Source organism: Roseofilum acuticapitatum BLCC-M154, from assembly GCF_030068475.1.
GTDB lineage: Bacteria > Cyanobacteriota > Cyanobacteriia > Cyanobacteriales > Desertifilaceae > Roseofilum > Roseofilum acuticapitatum.
In genome coordinates, this window is record NZ_JAQOSP010000104.1 from 95917 (window position 1) to 121067 (window position 25151).

Annotated in this window: 20 protein-coding genes; 5 read left to right on the forward strand and 15 right to left on the reverse strand. The window is 46.1% G+C overall.

The features are described 5' to 3' along the window. Nucleotides 1–194: 194 nt before the first annotated feature. The 3 genes from PMG71_RS16285 to PMG71_RS16295 all read left to right on the forward strand — a co-directional run bounded on the left by PMG71_RS16285 (nt 195) and on the right by PMG71_RS16295 (nt 5235). On the forward strand, nt 195–1502 hold the full coding sequence (locus PMG71_RS16285; protein ID WP_347179311.1) for a TldD/PmbA family protein: 1308 nt from the start codon (nt 195–197) through the stop codon (nt 1500–1502). A gap of 115 nt (nt 1503–1617) precedes the next feature. Further along, the gene (locus PMG71_RS16290) at nt 1618–4284 is read left to right on the forward strand and encodes a chloride channel protein (RefSeq protein WP_283754762.1); all 2667 of its coding nucleotides are present in this window, start codon (nt 1618–1620) and stop codon (nt 4282–4284) included. 96 nt (nt 4285–4380) lie between these two features. Then, nucleotides 4381–5235, forward strand: coding sequence for a DUF928 domain-containing protein (locus PMG71_RS16295; RefSeq protein WP_283754763.1), 855 nt, complete (start codon nt 4381–4383; stop codon nt 5233–5235). A gap of 10 nt (nt 5236–5245) precedes the next feature. On the opposite strand, the gene PMG71_RS16300 is transcribed toward PMG71_RS16295, so the two are convergent. After that, nucleotides 5246–6667 (reverse strand): MFS transporter, encoded by a 1422-nt coding sequence (locus PMG71_RS16300; RefSeq protein ID WP_283754764.1) that lies wholly within the window; start codon nt 6665–6667, stop codon nt 5246–5248. Between the two features lie 110 nt (nt 6668–6777). Here PMG71_RS16300 and PMG71_RS16305 point away from each other — a divergent pair, with 110 nt between their 5' ends. Together PMG71_RS16305 and PMG71_RS16310 are read left to right on the forward strand one after the other, a co-directional pair. Continuing rightward, nucleotides 6778–7308, forward strand: coding sequence for a phosphoribosyltransferase (locus tag PMG71_RS16305; RefSeq protein WP_283754765.1), 531 nt, complete (start codon nt 6778–6780; stop codon nt 7306–7308). After that, nucleotides 7265–8905: a phospholipase D-like domain-containing protein gene (locus PMG71_RS16310; protein ID WP_283754766.1), complete on the forward strand. Its 1641-nt coding sequence runs from the start codon at nt 7265–7267 to the stop codon at nt 8903–8905. Before PMG71_RS16305 ends, PMG71_RS16310 begins: the two co-directional genes overlap by 44 nt. A gap of 43 nt (nt 8906–8948) precedes the next feature. Here the strand turns inward: PMG71_RS16310 and modB are convergent, their stop codons facing one another. From modB to nifU, 14 genes are all read right to left on the reverse strand, one after another. Next, a complete protein-coding gene (modB, locus tag PMG71_RS16315; RefSeq protein WP_283754767.1) occupies nt 8949–10805 on the reverse strand; it encodes a molybdate ABC transporter permease subunit in 1857 nt (618 codons plus the stop codon). Between the two features lie 253 nt (nt 10806–11058). Continuing rightward, nucleotides 11059–11841 (reverse strand): molybdate ABC transporter substrate-binding protein, encoded by a 783-nt coding sequence (modA, locus tag PMG71_RS16320; RefSeq protein ID WP_283754768.1) that lies wholly within the window; start codon nt 11839–11841, stop codon nt 11059–11061. Nucleotides 11842–11927: 86 nt separating this feature from the next. Then, nucleotides 11928–12230: a hypothetical protein gene (locus PMG71_RS16325; protein WP_283754769.1), complete on the reverse strand. Its 303-nt coding sequence runs from the start codon at nt 12228–12230 to the stop codon at nt 11928–11930. Between the two features lie 142 nt (nt 12231–12372). Then, nucleotides 12373–13515 carry a homocitrate synthase gene (nifV, locus tag PMG71_RS16330; RefSeq protein WP_283754770.1) on the reverse strand — a complete coding sequence of 381 codons (1143 nt, stop codon included), beginning with the start codon at nt 13513–13515 and terminating at the stop codon, nt 12373–12375. 75 nt (nt 13516–13590) lie between these two features. Then, nucleotides 13591–14886 (reverse strand): nitrogenase cofactor biosynthesis protein NifB, encoded by a 1296-nt coding sequence (gene nifB / locus PMG71_RS16335; protein ID WP_283754771.1) that lies wholly within the window; start codon nt 14884–14886, stop codon nt 13591–13593. Nucleotides 14887–14955: 69 nt separating this feature from the next. Then, a complete protein-coding gene (locus PMG71_RS16340) occupies nt 14956–16353 on the reverse strand; it encodes a nitrogenase component 1 (protein WP_283754772.1) in 1398 nt (465 codons plus the stop codon). Between the two features lie 48 nt (nt 16354–16401). Then, nucleotides 16402–17751 (reverse strand): nitrogenase iron-molybdenum cofactor biosynthesis protein NifE, encoded by a 1350-nt coding sequence (nifE, locus tag PMG71_RS16345; protein WP_283754773.1) that lies wholly within the window; start codon nt 17749–17751, stop codon nt 16402–16404. A 377-nt stretch (nt 17752–18128) separates the two neighbouring features. Further along, nucleotides 18129–18446, reverse strand: a complete 318-nt coding sequence (locus tag PMG71_RS16350; protein ID WP_283754774.1) for a (2Fe-2S) ferredoxin domain-containing protein — start codon at nt 18444–18446, stop codon at nt 18129–18131. A 63-nt stretch (nt 18447–18509) separates the two neighbouring features. Continuing rightward, nucleotides 18510–19883 carry a nitrogenase molybdenum-iron protein subunit beta gene (gene nifK, locus PMG71_RS16355; protein ID WP_283754775.1) on the reverse strand — a complete coding sequence of 458 codons (1374 nt, stop codon included), beginning with the start codon at nt 19881–19883 and terminating at the stop codon, nt 18510–18512. A 113-nt stretch (nt 19884–19996) separates the two neighbouring features. Further along, nucleotides 19997–21586, reverse strand: coding sequence for a nitrogenase molybdenum-iron protein alpha chain (gene nifD / locus PMG71_RS16360; RefSeq protein ID WP_430541019.1), 1590 nt, complete (start codon nt 21584–21586; stop codon nt 19997–19999). A gap of 213 nt (nt 21587–21799) precedes the next feature. Continuing rightward, nucleotides 21800–22210: a P-II family nitrogen regulator gene (locus tag PMG71_RS16365; protein ID WP_283754777.1), complete on the reverse strand. Its 411-nt coding sequence runs from the start codon at nt 22208–22210 to the stop codon at nt 21800–21802. Nucleotides 22211–22351: 141 nt separating this feature from the next. Beyond that, on the reverse strand, nt 22352–22738 hold the full coding sequence (locus PMG71_RS16370) for a P-II family nitrogen regulator (protein WP_283754778.1): 387 nt from the start codon (nt 22736–22738) through the stop codon (nt 22352–22354). A gap of 73 nt (nt 22739–22811) precedes the next feature. Continuing rightward, nucleotides 22812–23636, reverse strand: a complete 825-nt coding sequence (gene nifH, locus PMG71_RS16375; protein WP_283754779.1) for a nitrogenase iron protein — start codon at nt 23634–23636, stop codon at nt 22812–22814. A 549-nt stretch (nt 23637–24185) separates the two neighbouring features. Beyond that, entirely contained in the window at nt 24186–25118 is a 933-nt protein-coding gene (nifU, locus tag PMG71_RS16380) for a Fe-S cluster assembly protein NifU (protein ID WP_283754780.1), read from the reverse strand. Between the last annotated feature and the right edge of the window lie 33 nt (nt 25119–25151).

The following is a 25151-nucleotide window of genomic DNA, read 5'->3' on the forward strand; positions in this document are numbered from 1 at the left end:
TAATGTCTTAAGGTTCAACTTATTTGGTACAGTGTAGAGTGGAGCAAAAAAATAAGATCCACAGGATTGAGGGAGGGTGAGAACCGAGCGTGAACGATCGCACAGGGAATCAACAGGCAACAGATCAACCGGATCATCCCTCAAGGGGCGATCGCCTGGCCGAAAGTTTACTTTCTGCATCTCGATCGCCCTCCATCTCTGGAGATAATTATGGCGAGCAGCTCTTAGATTTGGCTGCTCGCTATGGCGCACAAGCAGCAGAAGTATTCTTATCTAAATCCCATTCAACCCCCATTGTTTTTGAAGCTAACCGGCTCAAAAGTGTCCTCAGTCACCACAGTGAAGGGGTGGCTCTGCGGTTATGGAAAAATGGGCAACCGGGATTAGCGGTCTCCCATGGCTCCGTATCACCAGAAAAATTAGTGGAAAAGGCGATCGCCCTTTCCCAATTGCAAGAAAAATCGGACTATATAGAGTTAACCCCTGGAGGGAAACAGATTTACCCCAATTTAGGAACCTGGATAGAGAGTAAGCAACTCTTAAGTTGGGGAGAAGAGGCGATCGCCCAGTTGCGAGAAACCCAGAGCGATATTCTCGCTCAGTGCGAACTTGACAGTGAAGCAGAAAGTACCCGTCTGCTCAACTCCCAAGGTCTAGACTGTAGCTACACCGATACCACCCTCAGTGGTTATCTGGCCGTGGAATGGGTACGCAGTGATGATTTTTGCAGCATCAGTGATGGCCAGGTACAACGAGATACCTTGAATTTAGGGGAAATCGTCTCTAGAATCCAAGACCATCTGCAAGCGTGCGAACGCAATGTGAGCGCCCCTAAAAGCCGTGTGCCGATTCTGTTTACCGCCAAAGCCGCCGATATTCTTTGGGAAACCCTAAGCGCTGCCCTCAATGGTAAGCAAGTCTTTGAAGGATCTTCCCCTTGGGCAGACAAACGGGGGGAACAGATGACCTCATCCCAAATTACCCTCTACCAAGACCCGCAAATGGGGCCCTATAGCTGCCCATTTGATGATGAAGGAACTCCCACCCATCCCCTGATCTTTTTGGACAAAGGGGTGGTGAAAAACTTCCTGTGCGATCGCACCACCGGTCGCCAATTGGGAACCGGAACCACCGGTAATGGGTTTCGCCCCAGCCTCGGCAGTTATCCTACCCCATCTCTGTATAATTTAATTGTCTATGGTGGAACCAATCGGCAGCTCAAAGACTTAATTGCCTCCTTGCCAGACGCTCTGATCGTCGATCAAATCTTAGGCTCAGGAGGCGGAATTTCCGGAGACTTTTCCATTAATGTGGACTTGGGCTATCGGGTTCGCAACGGAGAAATTGTTGGTCGAGTCAAAGACACCATGGTGGCAGGAAATATCTATCACTGTCTGCGAAATGTGGTCGAACTCGGAGGCGATCGCGAATGGAATGGCTCTTGTTATACCCCCTCAATTATTGTCGAAGGCCTATCCATCACCAGTAAACTAGACAATTGATAACCGACCTAGGTAATACAGCGCTTTCTGCTTTCGAGTTTTTGTAAACCCAATAGCGCACAACGCTATAATTCTAAGGATTTTTAATTTTTAATTTTTAATTTTTAATTGAACCGTGCGTCCTCTCCTGTTACCCAAACGACGGGTCATAATTGCCGAGGCTTGTCTGATTGGATTAGTCTCCGGTTGCAGCGCCGTATTACTCAGAAATGGCATCGGTATATTGGGGGGATGGCGCATCTGGCTGACCCAAATTTTCCCCGCTTGGTTCGTCTTACCCCTTGTGGGCATGACCTTTGCCTTTCTTTCCGGTTGTTTAATTGAAGCCTTTGCCCCCGAAACTCAAGGTAGCGGTATTGCCCAAGTTAAAGCCGTCCTAGAAGGAATCCCTCTTCCCCTCGGTTGGCGCACTGCCCTGATTAAGCTGATGGCGGGCTTGCTCTCCCTTTCCTCTGGACTCACCCTCGGTCGTCAAGGGCCAACAGTACAAATTGGAGCCGCCTTAGCTTCGGAAATTGCCCGCATTTTCCCCACCTCTCCCAACCATCGGCGGCAAATGGTAGCGGCTGGAGCCGCCGCAGGACTAGCGGCTGGCTTTAATGCCCCGATCGCCGGTATGTTATTTGTCCTCGAAGAACTCCTTCATGATGTCTCCGAACTCACCCTAGAAACGGCGATCGGAGCCTCCTTTATCGGTGCAGTCGTCTCCCGCATCTTTGGGAATGACCTCAACCTCAATCGAGAAGTCAGTGCCTCCATTGCCCATTTCTCTGCCCCAGAAATCCCCGCCTTCCTCATCCTAGGTATCCTAGCCGGTCTTCTAGGCACTCTCTTTAACCAAGGCATTATTACCAGTCTCACCCTCAATCGTCGCCTACCCCTGACTCTACCCGCTCGCATGGCCCTAGCGGGTCTCATTTCCGGCCTCTGTATTGCCCTACTCCCCCCCAGTTTTAACGATCATGCCGGTTTACGAGAATTCCTATTAACGGGCAATCTCCAAGCCAATGAAGTCATTCTCGCCTTTATTGTCCATTTCCTACTCACCTGTTTAGCCTATGGTGCAGGTACACCAGGAGGACTGTTTTCCCCCACCCTGACTTTAGGAGCAGCTCTGGGGTATTTAGTCGGTTATCTTCTCGGTTTACCCCTAGGAGTTTCTCCGGATACTTATGCTTTAGCGGGGATGGGAGCCTTTTTTAGTGCTGTGGGTAAAGTGCCCATGACCAGTATTGTAATTGTGTTTGAAATCACAGCAGATTTTAATTTAGTTTTGCCCCTGATGATTGTGTCAGTGGTGGCCTATTTTATTTCCAGTTTGTTGGAGAAAAACTCCCTATACCAACGGTTGTTGATCTGGAATGGCATGGAACCCCAAAATGAGCAACGCAAAACTCCGGAAGGGTTTGATGAATTGATTGCCGAAGATCTGATGCAACAGCGCGTGGAAACCTTGAATCTGAATTTGCCCCTAGATCAGGTGGTGCAAGCCTTTTCTCGTTCCCATCATCGGGGGTTTCCCGTAGTCCATGAAGGTAAATTAGTCGGTATTGTCACTCAGGGAGATTTAGAAAAACGTCCCCAGGATCGCAATGCGGTTTTAGCCGAAATTATGACTCCCGATCCGGTGAGTGTTCCGCCCTCTTGTCCCTTGAGTGAGGTGGTGTATTCCCTGAATCGGTATAAACTTAGCCGCTTACCGGTGACGGAGGGACGTAGGTTAGTGGGGATTATTACCCGCAGTGATATTATTCGGGCGGAGTCCGATTTGTTGAGTGGGGTGGGGCCGGCGTTAGGGCCGGCGGGGGGTACGTCTTATGTGATTTATCAAACCCATGGGCCAGCAACGGGCAAGGGACGGATTTTGGTTCCGGTGGTTAATCATAGTACAGCAGCCCTATTGTTACAGATGGCAGGGGCGATCGCCGCCGAGCAGAATTATGAGTTGGAATGTTTGCAAGTCGCGGTGGTCTCGGATCATACTCCGGTGGATCAAGCAGAGGTCAATTTAGATCGATTTCGACGCTGGACGGACTATACCCAAAAGTTGGGGGAAGAGTTAAGTATTAGCGTACATACTCAGGTGCGAGTAACCCATGATATCGGGAAAACGATTCTGGAAACCGTTAAGTATCGTCATGTGGATCTGTTGCTGATGGGATGGAAGGGCAGAACCCGGACGGACGGACGTATTTTTGGGGATGTGGTAGATACCTTGATTCGCCAAGCCCCTTGTGAGGTGGTCTTGGTGAAATGGGCGACCCGCGGCCAGCAGGCTAAATGGCATTTTAATCGCTGGTTGTTACCCTTAGCAGGAGGCCCGAATGCGATCGCCGGTGCTGAATTGTTACCCGGTTTAATGCGTCTGCGCGAAATTCAGTTGAGATCCCGTGGGCAGTCTATCCCTAGGCGGTTTTTCCCGCCAGAGATTCAATTGTGTCAGGTCTATCCTCCAGGGCAAAAAAATGCGGGCCCTGTCGTCTTGGAAGAGGTACAACAGTTTTTACTCAATCGCTTAAAATCCCTGGGAGATCATAACCAACTCAACCAGAGATTACCGAAGTTGACTCTCGTTAAATTAGTTTCTGAACAAGTCAGTGAAGCGATCGTTAAGCAAGCCCAACGCTCCCATATTGATGTGGTGATCATGGGGGCATCACGGGAAGGTCTACTCCAACAGGTGATTAAAGGCAATATTCCAGAGGCGATCGCCTCCGGATGCGACTGTACCGTGATTTTGGTGCGCCAAGCTATATACAGCCCTTCGCGCAATAACGGGTAATACTTTCCCCACAGTCCAGGGTTCAAGGCTTAAAATAAAGGTAGACATGATTGTGGTTTTTTCTGTTGTTTTTTTTCTGATGAGGATCAATAGTTTATGTTATTTTCTTGGCTTCCGTCCATTTCCAGGTCTCGACCTCACGGGGCTTTCGCCACCCTTCTCGCTCTAGGAATTACCCTCTTTCCTTTACCGAGTCTTGCCCTAGAGGATTTACAACTCCCAGATGAGATGGGATTACCCAGCCGCCGTGAAGCCGGTGGAACCCGTGGCCCTTGCATTACGGATCAAAACAGTCAACTGATGGCTATTATTCCGGAATTTAATGTCGGTCGAACCCTGAGCGATTCACCCACTGTATTTGTACATTTACCGAAGCACAATACCGATCGAGGAATACTCATTGTGCAAGAATTGGATCGGGAAAAACTCGCTCAAGCTGGGTTGACTTTAGGGGATCTAGATGCACAAAATCAAGATCAATTTTTGAAATCAGAATTTGAAAGTTCCGTGGCTCTGAATCAGGATGCAGGAATTTTAGGTGTGCCCCTGAGCAGCCATCCGCAGTTACCGAAATTGGAAGCGGGAAAAATTTATTTGTGGGCGTTTCAGTTGGTTTGTAATAATACCTTGAGCGACTACACTCAGGGCTGGATTCAGGTGGTTAATCCAGATGAGAATCAAGGTACAGTCAAAGCGCAGTTGGATGAGGCTAAATCTGACCGCGATCGCGCTAAAATCTATGCTCAAACGGGTTTATGGTATGATTTGCTGGCCACTCTAGCTCAGTTGCGCCAAACGGATGCTGGCCCCGATCGCGATCGAGCAACGGCTGACTGGAACAGTGTCCTGAGCCATCCTCAAGTGGGCCTAGATGAATTAGTGAATGCGCCGCTTTTGTCTTGCTGTACGGTGTCAGCCAATAGTCCCACCGCGATAGAAGTTGCTCCCTAGGGGTTGAGTATTACAAAGGGGGTTGGTGTTTTGCCGATTCCCGATTCTGCTCAAGTTTGAGTAGAATTTCTTGATGGACGGTTTGGGTAATGGGATAGAAATAAGCTAAAGCTCCACCCAGAATCACGCAGACAAGGGGAAGCAGGGTAATCGATAAACGAATGGCCAAAAGAGCAGAATCAGGTTGGATAGGAGCGGTCGATCCGGCGATGGTCGATTGATATCCCGACCCCTCTAAAATCTGGCCCACTAAGGCTAAACCGAGGGCCAGACCCATTTTTTGCAAGACCAACATAAAGGAATAAAAAACACCCTCTCGACGTTGACCGGTTTTCAGTTCATCCAAATCGATCACATCCGGAAGCATCGACCAAGGGATTAAATAGCCCACAGACACCCCAAACCCGGCAATAATACATAAGAAGAACATTGACCCCACTTGACCGGGTTGCAGCAGCAATAGCCCCAATTCTGTGATCAGCCAAAATCCAGCACCGAGATAGTAAACCGCTTTTTTGCCTAAGCGATAACTGACTTGACTCCAAAGGAAGAGGGTCACGAATACAGTGCCTTGTACGGCTAGAGCAGCCATGAAAAAGAAGAAATCAGATAATCCCATCCAACTGACTACATAATATTTAAGCACTGTGGCTGTGATTTGGATAGCTAACCAGGAGGATAAATAAATTCCCATCACGAATAGGAAGGGCCCATTGGTAAAGGCAATCTTGATTTGATCGACGAGGGGAATGGATGCTTCTACATGGGTTGATTTTCTCTGTTGTTCTATGCGTTTGACCGGTTGTCGAGTGCCCCAAATGGATAAATAGATGGGAATGACCGATAATACGGTCGCCAGACCAGCAAGTACCAAATGTTGCAGTTCGGGGTCTGGAATTAGTAAGGAGAGGACTAAGCCTAGAATTAAGGAAAAGATACTGCCGCCAATGGAGAAGGTGAAGCGAAACCCATTGAGGGTAGTGCGTTCATTGTAATCTGGGGTGAGTTCAGCCGTGAGCGCTACATAGGGTAAATTGACCATGGTGTAGCCCAGATTAAAGAAGATGCTGATGACCACGTAGTACCAAAAGGTTCCCCATTCTCCGAAGGGGGGGACAACCCAACAGAGGAAGAAAAAGAGACCAAAGGGAATGGCTCCCCAGATCATCCAAGGATGTCGTCTTCCCCATCGAGATTGGGTGCGATCGCTTAAAAAGCCAATCACTGGATCGTTAATCGCGTCCCAAATTTTACCAATCATTAAGACCTGACCGGCTAAACCGGGACTGATACCGGCCACATCAGTCAAGAAGGGTAAAAAGATGAACACCAAAAGATTGGCGGTAATAGCTGGCCCTAAATCTCCCAGGCCATAGGAAAATTTCTGTAACCAGGTCAGGGGTGATGGCGATCGCTCGGCTTGAGAGGTCATAGGTTAAGATCTGCTAAAACTATGGGATAATTGAGTTTCCATACGACTCGGTTTCCCCTGGGCACAAGTATTTTATGATGCTCCCTTGATCCCCTTCCCTTATAGCTGTAATGTCTGATTTACTTGTTTCTTGGTCAGAATACCACCAAAAGATTGAACGATTGGCAGCCCAAATTTATCAATCAGGTTGGGAATTTAATCAAATTGTCTGTATTGCCAAGGGTGGTTTGCGCGTTGGAGATATTCTCTGTCGATTATATCGGAAACCCTTAGCGGTTCTTTCTGCTTCATCATACACGGGCCCGGATAATCAGACACGGGGTCAAATTCGGTTTTCCCGTCATTTGTCTATGACGACTGAGGGTTTGGGTCCTCGGATTTTATTGGTGGATGATTTGGTTGATTCTGGGATTTCTCTACAAGAAAGTATCACTTGGTTGCAAAATTACCAAGATCAGGGAGGAGAACCGGAAGGCGATCGCCTCGATGATATCCGCACGGCTGTATTATGGTATAAATCCTGCTCTATTCTTGCACCGGATTATTATGTGGATTATCTGACAGATGATCCCTGGATTCATCAACCCTTTGAAGTCTATGAACAAACTCCCCTTGAGGAACTGGTGGCCAAATATCAGTAAATATTTACTCTTATCGAGTATTCTATTCACAGGATGTAAACCCAAAACCCCAGAACTGACGACAATTGAGCCTCTGCCTCAAGATTCCTTAATTCAAGTTTATTTTAACTCTTCTGAAGCTTCCAGTTATACAGAACCCTATCGCCAAATTACTCGCTTAGGGGATAATTTAGAAGCAGTTATCATTGAGGAAATTAATCAAGCTCAATCGAGTATTGATATCGCTATTCAAGAGTTTCGTCTTCCCCAAATTGCCCAAGCTCTGGCAGAGAAAGCCAGATCTGGAGTAAAAGTTAGAGTCATCTTAGAACATACCTATTCTCGCCCTTGGAGCGATTTTACTCCCCGTGAAATTGCCCAGTTAGAAGGTGACGATCAAAACCGATATCGGGAATTTGTCGCACTCGCTGATATTAACCAAGATGGTCAACTGTCTGAAGAGGAAATTAATCAAAGAGATGCCCTAGCGATCCTGCGTAATGCTAAAATTCCCGTTATTGATGATACGGCAGATGGATCGCAAGGCAGTGGGTTAATGCATCACAAATTTGTCGTGATTGATAACCAGCGTTTGATTGTTTCTTCGGCTAATTTTACCCCCAGTGGCATTCATGGAGATTTCAAAAATCTAGATAGTCGTGGTAATGCAAATCATCTACTAACGATACAAAGTCGCGAACTATCAGAAAAATTTACTCAAGAATTTAATCTGATGTGGGGAGAGGGAGATTCGAGATCTAACACTCGTTTATTTGGACTACAAAAACCTTTACGTCCTGCTCAAAGTGTTGTTGTGGGTAATACTCCGGTTTCCGTTCAATTTTCACCCACCTCTCCCTCTGAGTTGTGGATTAAGAGTGGGAGTGGTTTGATTGGAACAACGTTGAAAACAGCCCAAGAAACAGTGGATTTAGCTCTGTTTGTTTTCTCTGAGCAACCTTTAGCGAATATTCTACACATTCAGCATCAAAATGGGGTTGAGGTGCGGGCGTTGATCGATCCGGTGTTTGCCTATCAATACTATAGCGAAGCCTTAGATCTGAGGGGACTGGCGATCGCCCGTCAATGCAAGACTGAACCGGATAATCTTCCCTGGAGAGCCAAGATTGATACGGTTGGTACACCTAAATTGGCGATCGGTGACAAACTGCACCACAAATTTGCCGTCATCGACCAAAAAACCGTCATTACCGGCTCTCAAAATTGGTCAGAAGCGGCTAATCACAAAAATGATGAAACTGTCCTTATCCTCACCAACCCTACCGTTGCTGCCCATTTTGACCGCGAATTTCAACGCTTGTATCGCAGTGCTAACCTCACCCTTCCAGAGCGTATTTCTGACCAACTTGCCCGTCAAACCCAAGACTGTCCCCAAATCCAAGCCCAAACTGACCACCCCATTCGCGGTAAAATAGTCAATTTAAATACTGCAACTTCAGAGGAATTACAAGCATTACCGGGCATTGGAGAAACCTTAGCCGAACGTATTATTGCTTTCCGTCAACAGCAACCTTTTACCTCTCTCGAAGATTTAGATCGAGTTCGAGGGGTAGGGCCGAGTTTACTAAAACAATTGGAGGGACGAGTGACCTGGTAAATGTCGGTATTGCCTGATACTAATTACTCTACCTCGATTAGGACTAATTTTTGATGGAGTGGGGAGAATTGAGCGATCGCCCCTGCACCTCAGAAACCGTTGGCTCTTGCAATAATATTAACTTTTCCGATCGCAAACGAATGTACCAGGGAAAGCTTTGCCCTTGCAGACTTTCCCATTTCTCCTTAAATAGTTCTGCCTGGAGATGATAGTCCCGGTGATGATTGGGGGGGCGATTTAAGGTCAGATATAAGGTCATGCGGTGGGGACTTTCGCTAGTATCGGCTAACCAGCAGGGAAAGGTATTTTCTTGCTCACTATCGGCAGCAAAGGTGAGATGATGCGCTCGGATAGCAACTTGGGTGAGGGTATCGGGTATGGGTTTATGGGGGGTTAAAGCACAATTCCAATCAATGGCTAAAATTTGCCCTTCTTCCGAGAGGGTGGCACGGGAGAAGTTTTTACAAGCGGTGATCCGAGCGACGGATTCATAGCGAGGTTCGGTAAAGATGTCTTCTTTGCTTCCAAAGGCGATCGCCTCCCCCCCATCTAAAACCAACAGATTTTGGCAGATGCGATAGGCTTCTTCTAAATTATGGGTAACAAATAGGCTCACTCCCAGATAACTTTCGAGGCGATCGACCAATAATTTCACCATCTGTAAATGCAGATAGCTATCCAACGCAGAGCAAGGTTCATCTAAAAGCAAAATATCCGGTTGACTGGCTAAAGCTCTGGCTAGGGCGACTCGTTGCTGTTGTCCTCCAGAGAGTTGATCCGGGTAGCGATCGCCCATTCCCGATAAGTATACTGCTGCCAGTTGCGCTTCAATATCCGCAAGAGTGGGTTTCACAGACTTGGGAATCCCAAAGGCAATATTTTCAGCCACGGTGAGATGGGGAAATAGGGCATAATTTTGGAACACAAACCCCACGCGACGCTCCGAAGCCGGTACATTAATCCCCTGTTCCGAATCATATAACACACGACCCTTGAGAACAATGCGACCCGCATCTGGAGTATCGATACCCGCGATACAGCGTAAAATCAGGCTTTTTCCTGCGCCAGAACTACCCAATATTCCTAATACTTGGCCCTTATCACTCGTAAACGATACATCCAAACCAAACTCGCCTAGTCCTTTGCGAATCTCGACACTCAAATAGGGTGCAGAGTCTAGAGCCATTTTAGGATAAACCCGCCAAGACAGTAATGAAACAGGGGAAACTATCTTGCCCTTTTTTTCCCTAAATTTGCGCCATAAATTGACCCCCGTCACCATCAACAAAGACAGCCCCATCATCACCATGCACCAAAACCAAGCCCTTTCCATGGAACCTGATTCCACCGCCAAATAAATCGCCATCGGAATCGTTTGGGTTTGGTTAGGAATATTTCCCGCTAACATCAACGTTGCCCCAAATTCCCCCAAGGCACGGGTAAAGGCTAGAGTCGCTCCCGCCATCAAACCCGGAAACGCCAGAGGTAAACTAATGCGCCAAAAAATACTTTTTTCGCTTGCTCCTAGGGTTTGAGCTGCTTGGGGAATGGTGCGATCGATTTGTTCAAAAGCAGCTAAAGCCGTTTTGTACATCAGGGGAAACGCCACCACAGTTGCTGTAATGACTGCCGCATACCAGGTAAAGACAATGTGAATATTAAACCGGGATAAAAAAGATCCAATCGGGGTATTTTTCCCGAATATCGTTAAGAGAAAAAAGCCTAAAACCGTCGGCGGCAAAACTAACGGTGATAAAAAAAATCCATCCAAGATTGATTTAGCTTTTCCCCGATAGCGGAATATCCAGTAAGCGGTCGTTATTCCTAGGAAAAAAGTAATCGCTGTAGCAATACTTGCCGTTTTGATGGAGATCCATAAAGGGGAAAAGTCATCGATCATGAGAAGTCTGTGGGGGAATGGGGGAAAGTCCCTCTCCCGTGGCTAATCTTGTAGGGTTTCCATTGAAGTACAATTCGGCATGTAGGGGCGAACGGCCGTTCGCCCCTACAGGTTGTCAACACACCTTGGGACATGAAAGGTATTACGAGCGCTGATTTTCATAGATTTATTCAGTTGATGAATTTATTCTATCCTATCAAAATTCACCGGATAAAAGCGTATCAGAGAGAACAAATTTCAGGATTTTTACCCTTTATTGGGCTGGTGTAAATCCGTAGTCTTTGAAGATGGATTGTGCGGTATCCGTTATGAGAAAATCAACAAAACGTTGAGCTTGTTCAGGAAATTTGCTCTGCTGCAAAACGGCGACAGGATACAGAATAGGAGAGTGGGAGCCTTCGGGAGCAGTGGCAACAATAGTTATTTTATCGGAAAGCATGGCATCCGTTTGATAAACGATTCCGGCATCCACATTACCTGATTCCACATAAAATAAGACTTGCCGGACATCTTTAGCCAGGACAAATTTAGGCGTAAGATCTTCATATAACTTGAGGTGGCTTAACACTTCTTTTCCATATTGTCCTGCGGGAACTGTTTCTGGATTACCGAGGGCAATTTTTGTGATATTTTCACCGGTTAAGTCGGCAAAGTCTTGAAGGGATTGACTGTCTTTGGCAGTGACTAACACAACTTCATTTTTGAGGAGATTTTTCCGGGTTTCGACTTTTAATAAATTTTTGCTCTCTAGGATATCGATTTGTTTGGGTGAAGCGGAAATGAAGATATCAACGGGAGCGCCTTGTTCGATTTGTTGTTGCAGGGTTCCGGAGGAGGCGAAGTTATAGACGATGAGGGTATTGGGTTCTTGTTGTTGATAAGCTTCGGCAATAGGAGCCATTACATCCTGAAGACTGGCAGCGACGGAGACGGTTAATTGGGTTTGGGTTGATGCTTCGGGAGTGCTGGCACTACAGCTTATACAAATGGTAAGGATTAGGGAAATGATAAAATAGAAAAATCCTCGTTTTTTCATGACCATTACCTCAAAGGTGTAAGAAGATTCAAATAACCAGAATAAACGAGAATTTTTCAAAACTTTGAAGGGTTGAAGTCAATCGCTTACAATATGGATTTTGTCAACTTTCTAACGGCTTGAAAATGCTCGAAACTGGGGGTTTCAATTTCTCCATCTGCTAACTTTTCGAGTTCACTGGCTAAACGACGCAGATAGTCAGCTTGTCTTCGGATTCTGTCACTGATACCGGTATCTCCGGAGGCTAGACATTGGGGACAGACATCGGTGATATATTCATCAGAATTGCGATAGGCTCGCGCAATAATTTCTTCAGGGAAGAAGAGCGTACCACAGAGGTGACATTGACATTTTTCATCAAAATAGTTACTTTCTAACTCGATTTTCATGAATGGTTTCCTCAGAAGCTTTCTGGTTATGGTATTGGTCACTACCATTTTAACAACTTCTTTATAATTCTAGGGAAGAGAGGATCGGTTCAAAGTAAGGGTATCCTGACAAAAAAAGCCTGAAGGAAGGGATAGATTGAGGCTAAGAGGAGTGGATTTCCTCGGTTTCTGACAACTTCCTGTTACTTAAAAGATCTAATACTTCCTCTTGAGTTACTCCGCGCTTGAGTTGAATGGCTAGAGAACGTACCTGCTCAAGCAATCGTTGAATTTCTTGTTGTTGCAGGGTAATTTTCTGCTCTTGGAGTAAGCTGTACAATAGCGATCGCCCGGAATGCTTGCCTAAGACTAGACGGTGCTGTAATCCGAGTTCCGCCGGATCGTAGGGTTGATAGGTGTGAGCATTTTTGAGCAAGCCATTCACATGAATCCCCGCTTCATGGGTAAAGGCATTATCGCCAACCACCGACTTCCAGGGGGGGAGAATATTTCCCGAAGCTTGCTGCACCAACTGAGAAATATCTCGTAACTGATGGGTATCAATTCCTAGTTTTATCCCATACAGATGCTTGAGCGCAATCACCACTTCTTCTAAAGCAGCATTTCCCGCTCGCTCTCCCAATCCATTCACGGTGGTATTAACCGAAGTGGCTCCCGCTTTAACTCCCGCTAAAGTATTCGCCACTGCCATCCCTAAGTCATCATGGGTATGCATTTCGATGGGAAGGGTAACCTGTTGCACCAATTGACTAATTTTGTCATAGGTGGCGAAGGGATCGAGGATGCCGACGGTATCGCAAAATCGAAACCGACTCGCTCCCCAGTCTTGCACTTTTTGCACAACTTCGCTCAAAAATTCGGGATTGGCGCGGGAAGAATCTTCTCCTCCAACCGCAACATAAAATCCGCGATCGATCGCAAAACTAATGCTTTCCTCTAACTGTCGCCAAAATTGAGACAGCTTGCCACCAAACTTAACCTGGATCTGAAGTTCGGAAACGGGAATCGAGATATGAACTCTATGCAATCCACAGGCAAGGGAGGCTTGAATATCTTCAATTTTAGCCCGATTCCAGCCCATTAACTGAGCCTTGAGTCCTAAATCAACGATCGCCCGGATCGCATCTGCCTCTTCGCCTCCCATCACTGGAATTCCCACTTCCAGCTCCGGAACTCCCATCCGATCCAGCAGTTGGGCGATCGCCACTTTTTCCGCCAGAGTAAACGCCACACCCGCCGCTTGTTCTCCATCCCTCAAAGTGGTGTCATTAATATTAATGCTCATGGGTTACTTTCTCCTCTCATTGGGTTCCTAGAAACTCCAGGCGTTGGCTCCCTCCATCTTCCCATATTCTATGCCTCATCCACAACCCAAACCATCCCCTTGACATTCAGAAGCGGCTGCGGCAAATTTCGTGCATTCCGTCTGTTTGCGCCGCTTGAACTTCGAGAGATCTTCCCCCTCATAAACCGCCTTCAATCCCAGATTAATAAACCCACTCAGTTCTATGGGCATAATCCCACATTGACTTAAAATCTGTTTCGGATTATCTCCCATACCACTAGCTAAAATAGCCCGACAATCTTGTAAATTATTCGCCAACTTTTGCCAGCGCTCAAACCCAGTCCCAGACCCTGGCGTTAACCGTTCTTCCACCAAATTAAATCCAGTTTTAGTCTGTTCCCAAATCTGCAATTGCAGGGCTTGTCCCAGATGTTGATTGACTAAAACCCCTTCAACCGTCGCCACAGCAACATAGGGGCGATTATTCGATTTTTGCGGAATTTTGCGCTCAGAAGAAGAAGCCAAACAACCCGCAAACTCCTGCGATCGATCTTCGCCCAAAAGTCCCACCGCATCAGCCCGACAGCGAGTACAATGGCGCATTTGTGGCAAATATTCCTCGCACTCTTTGCGAATTTGATTCATCATTCGTCCATTGGGTTCTTTCAGTTCCTCAAAGGGCGTATCTGGAGTGGGAAACATGGCCATGGCATTGAACAAATCAGCTCCTAATTCTGCCGCCTTTTTCGCCACTTCCACCACATGATGGTCATTAATTCCCGGCATAACAATACAGTTAATTTTCACTGTCACGCCGGCCGCTTTTAAACCCTTAATCGCTGCCAATTGCCGCTCTAGGAGTAAAGTCGCTCCTTTTAAGCCTTGATAAACCGTCTTTTCATCCCGAACCCAGCGATAAACCTTGCGGGTAATTTCCGGATCGACTGCATTCATAGTCACGGTCACATGACTGACCCCAATTTCGGCAATTTTAGCAATATATTCTGGCTTTAAATTCAGTCCATTGCTGGCCAAACAGAGGATTAAATCTGGGTATTCTTCCCGCAACAATTCCATCGTGCGTAAGGTTTCCTCTGGATTGGCAAAGGGGTCACCTGGCCCGGCAATTCCTGCCACTGTAATTCGCGGTTCTTTCTCCAATACTTGACCCATATAATAGAGGGCTTGTTCTGGAGATAATACATTACTGGTTACTCCTGGTCGGCTTTCATTGACGCAATCATATTTACGATTGCAATAGTTACACTGAATATTGCATTTGGGCGCTACGGGTAAATGGACTCGTCCATATTGTCCTTTGACATTGACATTGAAGCAAGGATGTTTTTCGTAATCAATAGTAGTGGTCATTTTTCCGTTCTCCGTGATGGTTGATTTAAGCCGTGGGTACTTTCTTATTTACCCATTCGCTAACTCTCTCTACAAATAGCCATACCCAACAGGGGAATCGGCTTGTTTTTTGTCGATAATGGCGTTAACAATTTGATCGAGAAGGCGCTGGGTTCCGCGATAGCCAAGGTGTAAAATACGCTGTCCTCCAAAGCGATCGTGAATGGGGAAACCGACGCGAATCATGGGGATTTGATGTTTACGAGCAATGGGATATCCTTTGCTGGTTCCGATGATTAAATCGGGTTTAATTTGGTCAATTTGTTCGCCAATTTCGTAGAAGTCCACATTGTCGCGAACGGAGATGGGTTCTTTGAGGATATCTGCGGTAACAGCTTCGATCGCCGGAGAGAGTTGGCCGCTATTACCACCGGAGGCACAGAAGATCGGTTTAATACCCACTTCTGCGAGAAAAGCCGTAATTCCTACGACCAAATCTTCCTCTCCGTAGACTACCGCCCGTTGACCAAAGAGATATTTGTGAGCATCCACATAAGCATCGACTAACCGCCCCCGTTCCGATGCATGGATTTGGGGAATCGCTTGTCCGGTAAGGTCTTGGAGCAAGTTAAAGAGGCGATCGCTCTCTCGCAAACCGATGGGAAGTCCCAAGCGATGCAAAGGCACATCAAAGCGCTTCTGGAGAACTTCTCCACCGGTGTCTCCTGTGCCTTCTAAGACTCGTCCGAACTCCAAAGTGGCGATCGCCTGATCCATCGCCCGAATATCAGCAACCGGAGTTCCTCCTTCTGGAATCGTCAGATAATCCAGTTGTGCCGGCCCATCCAATGTATCCGAAAAATCCGGTAAAATTGTGCCTTTAATGCCAAAATCTTGCACAATTTCTCGCAAATACCGCAGATCAGCCGGAGACACTAAACCCGGCAAAACATTAATCGAAGGACTATGGATCAAAGGTGAACTTTCCACCCCTGATAATTGCTCAATAACCGCTTTAACCGTTGCATGAAAACCTTCCGCATGAGTCCCACTATAACTCGGAGTTGCCACCCGTACCAACGTCGGTAACGGCTCCTCCCCTTGGCCAAATTCTTGTTGGAATTCCAATAAGAAACGCTTCACATCATCGCCAATAGTTTCTGTTAAACAAGTCGTAGCAATTCCCACCACATCCGGATGGTATTTATCCATCACATTGAGTAAGCCTTTTTTTAAGTTTGGCCCGCCCCCATAAACCGCATGTTTTTCACTCAGAGCAGACGAAGCAATATCAATCGGTTCCCGGAAATGGCTAATAATATAGCGGCGCATATACGTTGCACATCCTTGAGAACCATGCAAGAAAGGAACGCACCCTTCTATGCCTCGAAAAGCAATACAAGCCCCCAGAGGTTTACAGAGTTTACAGGCATTCGTTGTCGAGACATATGCCTCGGTTTGGCGCTTAATTTTTAAGGTTTTACTCATGATTTTACCCGTTCCCAGATTGCAGTTGTCAAAATCAAAATTAGTTGATTACTTCGACTGAGCGCGTCGAGGCACAAATTGCCAAATCGGAGACATCACCGTAGAATGAACTTCCTTGGCAAAATTGAGCATTCCCACAAACCCTTCTAGGGCTTCTTTCCGTTCATGGTTGTGGTCGCAGAATCCAATGCCCAATTTATAAGCAATAGGCCGTTCTTTAACCCCACCAACAAAAATATCTACATCCTTTTCTTTCAAAAAATCAGATAATTCTAAGGGATTAGAATCATCAACAATAATGGTTCCTTCGTCAGTGATTTCATGGAGTTCTTGATAATCAGCTTGGGTTCCCGTTTGTGACCCCACCATTACCACATCCATACCCAATAACCGGAAAGCTTTCACTAAGGAGAAAGCCTTAAAAGCTCCTCCCACATAAATCGCTGCGGTTTTGCCTTCTAAGTCTTTGCGGTATTCATTTAACTGGGAATAGAGCGTGGATAATTCAGAGCGGACTAACTCTTGCGCTCGTTGCAAAATACTCGGATCGTCCTCAAAAAAACGAGCGACTGAGTATAAAGCTTCTGCCATATCTTCCACGCCAAAATAAGAGACGCGCAGGAAGGGTACACCATAGTCCTCTTGCATCAGTTTGGCGAAGTCCATGGTTGCACCAGAACATTGCACCACATTCAAAGCTGCCCCATGCGATCGCTGAATATCTCCGATCCGTCCGTCTCCGGTAATATTCGCCACGACTTGAATACCCATCCGCTCAAAATATTCACGGATAATCCAAATTTCTCCCGCTAAATTAAAGTCACCCAAAATATTGATACTGTGGGGAGAAATCCCCGTCGTATCCCCCATTCCCACCAACCGAAACATGGCTCGACAAGCGGCATTATATCCCGCTCGTTTATTCCCCTTAAAGCCTTCCGACTGTACGGGAATAACAGGAATACCTTTTTCTTGGCTGACTCGTTTACAAATGCCTTCTAAGTCATCGCCAATAATGCCCACAATGCAAGTCGAATAGACAAATGCACCCTTGGGATCGTGGCGATCGATTAATTCACATAAGGCTTGGTGAAGTTTTTTCTCCCCACCAAAGATCACATCCCGTTCTTGCAAATCTGTGGAAAAACTGAGCCGATGTAATTCTGGCCCAGAGGACAAAGCGCCCCGAATATCCCAAGTATAAGCCGCACAACCAATGGGGCCATGCACTAAATGAATGGCATCAGCAATGGGGTAAAGAACGACGCGGGAACCACAGAATACACAAGCTCTTTGACTAACAGCACCAGCCAAACTTTCTTTATTGCAAGCAAACTCAAAAGGGCTATCACCTTTGCGGTGAATTTGTTGCTCTCGCTCTCTTAAAATTCCAGTCATCGCTTACGTCCTCAGTCCTAATTAGAAGTAATAAGAAGGGCGCATGGCTTGCACCCCTGAGATTACAAGTAGTTTGCTCTGCTATAAGGTCATTAAGATCCCCCTAAATCCCCCTTAAAAAGGGGGACTTTTGTTTATTTTTCTCCCCTTTCTAATATCAAATCCTTAAATGCTTGCTACGTTCTGCGTACTGTAGAAACAGGGTGGGGGAGGGCGGGTTTCCGCAAGCGGACATGAATACAAAAATAGTGGTCAGTCTACAAGATTTGGGTATAACCCGCCCCTACAGAGATCTGTAGCGTAAATAAATAGATTTGATATAAGGGGAACTTTTGTTTATTCTCCCCCCTTTCTAAGGGGGGTAAGGGGGGATCTCTTTACGTGGCAAATAAATAATCTTCAGCCGGTTTATTCTCTTCGAGAGCATCGAGAATTTCATCGATCGCATCTTCATCCACTTCCCCATACCAGTAGTTGTCGGGATAGACCATCATCACCGGGCCATGATCGCAGAGCTTGAGACAACCGGTAGAAGAGACCAAAATATTATCAAGTCCGCGATCGATTAATTCACCTTCGAGATACTGAATTAAACTCACAGCTTTCTTTTTATTACAAACTCCCTGGGCTTCTCCCTTGGTTCTAAAGGAATTACAAACAAAAATGTGGTGTTCGGGTTTCGTGAATTTACTCATGATTGACTCCTGATTCAGATTCAGAGGTTTAACTAAGCTCCCTGAGTCAGGGAGCCATAAATCTTACAGAACCAACTCAAAGATTTCATCGGGATCATCCCGGTCTTTGCGTTCCAAAATCGTATTGATGATGTTGCACAACAGATGCATACTGCCCTTGTAACCTACAGAGGGGAAGTAGCTATGACCCACCCGGTCGAGAATCGGCCAACCAAACCGGACTAAGGGAATATCTTCTGCACGGGCAATATGTTTACCATACACATTCGAGATCAACAGATCCACAGGATTGCCCTTAATCAGTTGATGCAGATAGAATAGATCGGTATCATCTTTGACGATCGCATCCGGAACCCACTCTTGCAGGATTTCTTCACAGCGTTTCCGGAAATACTTAGAAGCCGTTCCCGTAATCACATATACCGGTTTAGCACCACAACTGACCAAAAACTCCGTTAAAGGAACCATTTGATCCGGGTCTCCAGCCAAAGCCACCCGCTTACCATACAGATACTGCTGCATATCCGTCATCAGGTCTACTAACCGACCCCGGTCATCTTTTAAACACTCTGGAACCTCTGCACCAGTGGTTTCTAAAATCGCTTGGATAAAGCGATCCGTTGCCGCAATTCCAATCGGTAAATCCAGCAGATGATAGGGAACCTTACACTTAATTTCCAGTTCCTTCGCCGCTTGTGTCGAGGCATCCGGCCCCAGAGCCAGAGTTGCAATACTATCTCCAGTCGTATGCAACGCTTCCACCGGAGTTCCCCCTTTAGGATACATCTCAAACGTTCCCGTTTGCGGCGTATCCACTACATCACTGGTATCCGGGAAAACCACAGATTTTACCCCCACTTGATCCAACAGATGCTTAATCTGGCGGATATCCGACGGTTCTACATAACCCGGAATCACATTAATTTGCTGTAGAGGAGTTTCCGTTTTCCGCGAAAGATACTTAACAATCCCAGCCGTCATATTCGACCAACCCGTAATATGGGTTCCCACATAACTGGGGGTATTGGCATGAATCACTACCTTACCTTCCGGGATAATCCCACTTTCTCGCGCTTCCCGAATCAACGTAGGAATATCATCGCCAATGGTTTCTGACAGACAAGTGGTATTGATCGCAATCACTTCCGGGTCATAGAGTTTATACATCGTAGTGAACGCTTGACGCAAGTTCGCGCCACCACCAAAGACGGCTGAACCTTCCGTAAAAGAACTGGTGGCCGCCATAATCGGGTCGCGATAATGACGAGTGAGGTGCGATCGATGGTAAGAACAACAACCTTGTGAGCCATGGGAATGGGGTAAGCATCCATGAATTCCTAGTGCCGCATACATTGCCCCGATGGGTTGACAAGTTTTTGCTGGGTTGACCCGTAGGGCTTTGCGTTCTACAACTTCTTTGGGGGTTGCTTCTAACATGATGTTCTCTCCTTATGAAGATGAATGAAGGGTGAGAGTTGCAAAGGGTAGGGCCCAAGCACAAACCCTATGCAACTAGAGGACGGAGGCTAGGGGCATACAACCCCTTAACCCTAATCCCAAGGGGCTTTAATGTATTGCCAAGCCGGGCCATTAACGCGCAGATCCACATCTTTAGCAAAGTTCACCGCACCTCGGAAACCCGCAAAGGGCCCGCCATAGTCATAATTGTGCAATTGCTTGCAAGGTACACCGAATTTCTCAATCACATACTTATCCTTAATCCCAGAACCAATCAGGTCAGGCTTAAAGCGTTGGATTAACACATCCAGTTCATGGTGAGAAATGTTATCGACCAGCAATGTGCCTTCACCCATATCCGGCATCATGCCTTTATAGTCACTGACTAGATTTTCGCCACGCAATCGCTCCATTTCTGCATCCGATGGAGGGTTATAGCGCTCTGAATCGGGTTCAACTTCCAATTCTTCGATATTGCGACTATCTGCATCTACTTTAATATTCGGCAGAGCTTGCCGTCCTTCATAGTCATCCCGGTGAGCAAACTCATAGCCTGCTACAATGGTTTTCATGCCGAGATCTGCAAACAGTTCTTGGTAGTGATGGGCCCGGGAACCGCCAACGAACAAGAACACCGTTTTTCCTTCGAGTCGTTTGCGGTACTGGGTCAACTGAGCTTCCGCAAGACCCAATTCCTCCAAAATCACCTCTTCTACCCGTTGGGTCAAAGCCGGATTATCAAAGAACTTAGCAATCTTACGCAAACTCTTGGCAAAAGCATGAATGCCAATAAAGTTCACCTTCATCCAAGGCGTGCCATATTTCTCTTCCATCATGTTTGCCATATAGTTGATGGAGCGATGACACATCACCAGATTCAATTTAGCTAAATGAGCCTTGATTGCATCATCATAAGACCCATCACCACTAAAGGTAGAAACTACCTTAATACCACATTTTTCCAGAACCCGTTCAATTTCCCAAGAGTCACCACCGATATTATATTCACCCATCAGGTTAACGGTAAATCCTTCGATTTCTTCCGTTTCGGTGTCCTTGCCAATCCAATGTTTAAAGAAACCATTATTAGCAATATGGTGTCCTGCGGATTGACTCACTCCTTTATATCCTTCACAGTTAAAGGCAAGCACCGGAAGTCCCAGTTTCTCCGTCATTTCCTTGGCAGCCCCCTGGATATCATCTCCAATTAATCCCACCGGACAAGTGGAGTGAATCGTAATCGATTTGGGTTGGAAAATTTCATAAGCCTCTTGCACTGCCTGCTTCAGCTTATTGACCCCCCCGAACACAATATCATGCTCGTTCAAATCCGTAGAGAAACAATAGTGCAAAAAGTCCTTGCCATCTGCTCTCGGTTTAAACTGATTGCGTCGAGTCATCCATGCATAATAAGAACAGCCAATTGGCCCATGAACAATATGTACGCAATCTCCAAATGGCCCAACGACCACACCTTTACATCCGGCAAAAGCGCACCCTCTTTGGGTAATAATTCCGGGAGTTGTCCGAGCATTTGCATCAATTTGTTGCTCCGAAATCGATGGGTCGCGAACTACAATATGTTTTTCCCGTTTGCGAGCCACTTTTTTCGGATAAGCTTCAAGAATTTCTGTAACGCTCTTATTCGTTTCTTCCAGACTAATCGGAGACGGAGAAAGCATTACGCCTTGTTGTGCTTGTTGGGATTTCGTCTCGAAATCAGTGGTCGGTGATAATTTTTCAGTCATGGTTTTATCTCCATTAGGTTTGGGGTTCATAAAGACGAGAGAATCGAACAATATTTAACACTGATCTAGTCTTTATCCTTCTCTCTCGCCCCGACTTTTTTCACAACAAATCCGGTTGAGTTTCACCGCCCCAGATTTGGGATCACTTTAGGCAAAAAACATGCCTGAACCCATTTCATCAATCGCAAAGTTCCCTCTTTCACGAGTCCGAATCCGAATACTGTCTAGCACAGGTACGACAAAGACTTTGCCATCTCCAGGATTCCGAGTTTGATTCACCTTGATGATGGTATTGACAACTTCTTTAACCAATTCATCGGGAACCACTAAACTAATCCAACGCTTGGGAATTAAGCGAGGAACATGAGCGAGTAAAGGCAAGACTTCTGATGCATCTTCGGGGTGTTGATTTAAAGCATCTACGACTTCTGCTTCCATGGCTTGTCGTCCTCGTCCGACAACTTTCACGGCGTTAAATCCCGGAAAACCTGCCTTAATGAGTGCCTCTTTGGTCTCATGCATTTTGTTCATGCGAATAATCGCAATAACTTCTTTCATCTCCTTTTCCTCTGTTTTATCTAGGATAGAGTGATTAGGGGGTATTATGAGGTTCAAACAATAAAGCTTATAAATCAGCTATGAGCCAGGATTTACCCCTAACCATTCGCAATTGAAATGTCACTTTAATGGCAACTTCCCTTAAGTCTTCACTAAAGTTCGGGCAGAGGTTTCTGGGGTTGCTGTTGGAGAGAGGGCACTGTTTTCTTGAATACCGGTGCTAACAGTGTAGACTTCTTCAACTGGAGTGACGAAGATTTTTCCATCTCCATAGGCTCCTTCAGTGCCGGTGCGGGCGCTGTCGAGAATAATCCGGATTACGGTGTCTTTGTCTTCATCAGGGACAACAAACATTAACAGTTCTTTGGGCAGTTCATCATAGTGAACGTTACCAATTTTTAAACCCCGTTGTTTGCCTCGACCATAAACATCAATTTTTGTGACTGCCGGAAAACCTGAATTTAACAAGGCTTGCATCACATCGTTAGCTTTTTCTGGTCGCACAATGGCTCGAATAGCGACTGGCATGTGAATTTTTCCTCCTCAAAATGGGAAAATACAACGAAAGAAATGGATATGAGTTGAGAATACGGGTGTATCTTTAACCCAATAATCCATATTTCACGAGTAATTTTTCTAGGTCATCGTTAGAGACTGGACTAGGAATGACTTGATTGGTATTCTCGTCAATGGCTTTGGCCAAGTTGCGGTAATGTTGGGCTTGTTCGGACTCTGGAGCGTATTCAATGACGGTCTTCCGGTTTAATTCTGCCCGTTGTACCATGTTGTCCCGTGGCATGAAGTAAATCATTTGTGTGCCTAATGCATCGGCTAAGGCGGAGATTAAGTCTTGTTCCCGGTCAACTTTACGGGAGTTGCAAATTAGTCCGCCTAAACGCACACCACCGGACTCAGCATATTTGAGAATGCCTCGACAAATGTTGTTGGCAGCGTACATGGCCATCATTTCACCAGAGGTGACGATGTAGATTTCTTGGGCTTTTCCTTCACGAATGGGCATGGCAAACCCACCACAAACTACGTCTCCTAAAACGTCATAGAAGGCATAGTCTAGACCGACTTGCTCTTCATAGGCTCCGAGTTGTTCGAGCATACTGATGGAGGTGATAATCCCTCGTCCTGCACAACCGACTCCGGGTTCTGGCCCGCCGGATTCTACGCATAAGGTTTTGCCAAATCCTTCTTTGCGGATGTCGTCTAATTCTACGTCGTCGCCTTCTTCGCGCAAGGTATCTAAGACGCTTTTTTGGTGTAAGCCACCGAGGAGTAACCGGGTGGAGTCAGCTTTGGGGTCACAGCCCACAATCATGACTTTGCGGCCGAGTTCAACCAATCCGGCAACGGTGTTTTGGGTGGTGGTTGATTTACCAATGCCGCCTTTTCCGTAAACAGCGATTTTCCTCATAATGAAACCTCCTTTGTGGGGTAGTGGGTAATGACTTGCTGAGGAGTCATAAGAGCGGGGGTGTTGAATCCACCCTCGCTCTTATGACAGTAACAAGCCACTACGAGAATAGAGAATAACGTCTAAAACACTGACAATTTACTCTGCAAAGTTTGACCCCTTATTTGCTCTTTTGAATGAGTTATGGGGAGACTTTACCTTTCTTTGCCTCTGATATAGTTATACGATTTAAAATATTGAATAACTGTATATCTAACTACTAAATAAAGCTTTTTTGCAAAAATATCGGTTTAATTTTGATCAATTTACGGATGATTTTTAAACAATTTTTTTGTTGCTATTGATGAAATTAGTGGCGAACTCATTATTGCATTTTTGTCATGCAAAACCCGAAATTAAATTGTGTTTAAAGATTAAATAATGAAAACAAAAATTAAAAATATGGGTGATAGAGGAGGAGCAATTGGGGAGAATAAATGAAGAAAGCACGGTCATGCCGTGCTTTTGATAAGGTTTTATGGGATAATTTCTGAGATGAACAAAGAGTTATTAAATGGCAATAACGACTAAATCTGGTGAGACGCGATCGCGCAAGGTTTGCTCAATGCCTTGTTTTAAGGTGGTCAGTACGCTATAACAACTGCCGCAGGCTCCTTTTAAGATAACTTTAACGACATGACCATCTATGTCGTAAAGTTCGAGATCGCCGCCATCAAGGGCGATCATGGGACGAATTTCATGGTTTAGGATATCTTGAATGAGAGTAATTTTTTGTAATGTGCTGAGTTTGGGTAACGTGGGTGTGGCTTCTGGGGGAGAGCTGGCGAATTTTGCGGCAAGTTCGACGCAGGTTTCTAGGGCTACATGATGAAGACGCTGTTGTTGTTGTTGTTCTTGGATGGCTTCGGCTAAAAGATCGTCAATTTCGGCTAGACAAGAGCCACAACCACCGCCCGCTTTGATGTAGTTGGTGACTTGTTCGGCCCTGGTGAGATGATTTTCGCGGATAATGCGTTTAATTTTGCCTTTGGTGATGGCAAAGCAGCGACAAATGAGGGGACTTTCGTCTTCTTCTTCGGCTTGGAGGGGAATGCCTTTGTAGTTGTAAATGGCGGCTTCTAGGGCTTCTTGTCCCATGACGGAGCAGTGCATTTTTTCTTCGGGCAGCCCGCCTAAAAAGTCGGCAATTTCGCGATTGCTGAGGGTTAGGGCTTCGTCGAGGGTCATGCCTTGAATGAGGTCGGTTAGGGCTGAGGAGGAGGCGATCGCACTGGCGCATCCAAAGGTCTGAAACCGAGCATCGAGAATGCGTTCAGTTTGGGTGTTAACTTTCAGATGCAACCGCAGGGCATCCCCGCAGGCAATACTGCCGACATCACCAACAGCAACGGTTTCATTTTCCTCACAGTCGGAGGGAGTGATTTCTCCCATATTATGAGGGTTGTGAAATAGGTCAATTACTTTATCTGTGTAGTCCCACATGGTTCTGTCAGCTCCATTAAGTTTGAAGGGTTG

Coding starts and splice junctions, on each gene's coding strand:
- nifH (WP_283754779.1), bottom strand. CDS start 23,636: ATGAGGAAAATCGCTGTTTACGGAAAAGGCGGCATTGGTAAATCAACC.
- nifD (WP_430541019.1), bottom strand. CDS start 21,586: ATGCTTTCTCCGTCTCCGATTAGTCTGGAAGAAACGAATAAGAGCGTT.
- PMG71_RS16305 (WP_283754765.1), top strand. CDS start 6,778: ATGTCTGATTTACTTGTTTCTTGGTCAGAATACCACCAAAAGATTGAA.
- PMG71_RS16300 (WP_283754764.1), bottom strand. CDS start 6,667: ATGACCTCTCAAGCCGAGCGATCGCCATCACCCCTGACCTGGTTACAG.
- nifK (WP_283754775.1), bottom strand. CDS start 19,883: ATGTTAGAAGCAACCCCCAAAGAAGTTGTAGAACGCAAAGCCCTACGG.
- PMG71_RS16310 (WP_283754766.1), top strand. CDS start 7,265: ATGAACAAACTCCCCTTGAGGAACTGGTGGCCAAATATCAGTAAATAT.
- PMG71_RS16295 (WP_283754763.1), top strand. CDS start 4,381: ATGTTATTTTCTTGGCTTCCGTCCATTTCCAGGTCTCGACCTCACGGG.
- PMG71_RS16365 (WP_283754777.1), bottom strand. CDS start 22,210: ATGAAAGAAGTTATTGCGATTATTCGCATGAACAAAATGCATGAGACC.
- PMG71_RS16350 (WP_283754774.1), bottom strand. CDS start 18,446: ATGAGTAAATTCACGAAACCCGAACACCACATTTTTGTTTGTAATTCC.
- PMG71_RS16370 (WP_283754778.1), bottom strand. CDS start 22,738: ATGCCAGTCGCTATTCGAGCCATTGTGCGACCAGAAAAAGCTAACGAT.
- nifB (WP_283754771.1), bottom strand. CDS start 14,886: ATGACCACTACTATTGATTACGAAAAACATCCTTGCTTCAATGTCAAT.
- modB (WP_283754767.1), bottom strand. CDS start 10,805: ATGATCGATGACTTTTCCCCTTTATGGATCTCCATCAAAACGGCAAGT.
- nifV (WP_283754770.1), bottom strand. CDS start 13,515: ATGAGCATTAATATTAATGACACCACTTTGAGGGATGGAGAACAAGCG.
- modA (WP_283754768.1), bottom strand. CDS start 11,841: ATGAAAAAACGAGGATTTTTCTATTTTATCATTTCCCTAATCCTTACC.
- nifU (WP_283754780.1), bottom strand. CDS start 25,118: ATGTGGGACTACACAGATAAAGTAATTGACCTATTTCACAACCCTCAT.
- nifE (WP_283754773.1), bottom strand. CDS start 17,751: ATGACTGGAATTTTAAGAGAGCGAGAGCAACAAATTCACCGCAAAGGT.
- PMG71_RS16340 (WP_283754772.1), bottom strand. CDS start 16,353: ATGAGTAAAACCTTAAAAATTAAGCGCCAAACCGAGGCATATGTCTCG.
- PMG71_RS16325 (WP_283754769.1), bottom strand. CDS start 12,230: ATGAAAATCGAGTTAGAAAGTAACTATTTTGATGAAAAATGTCAATGT.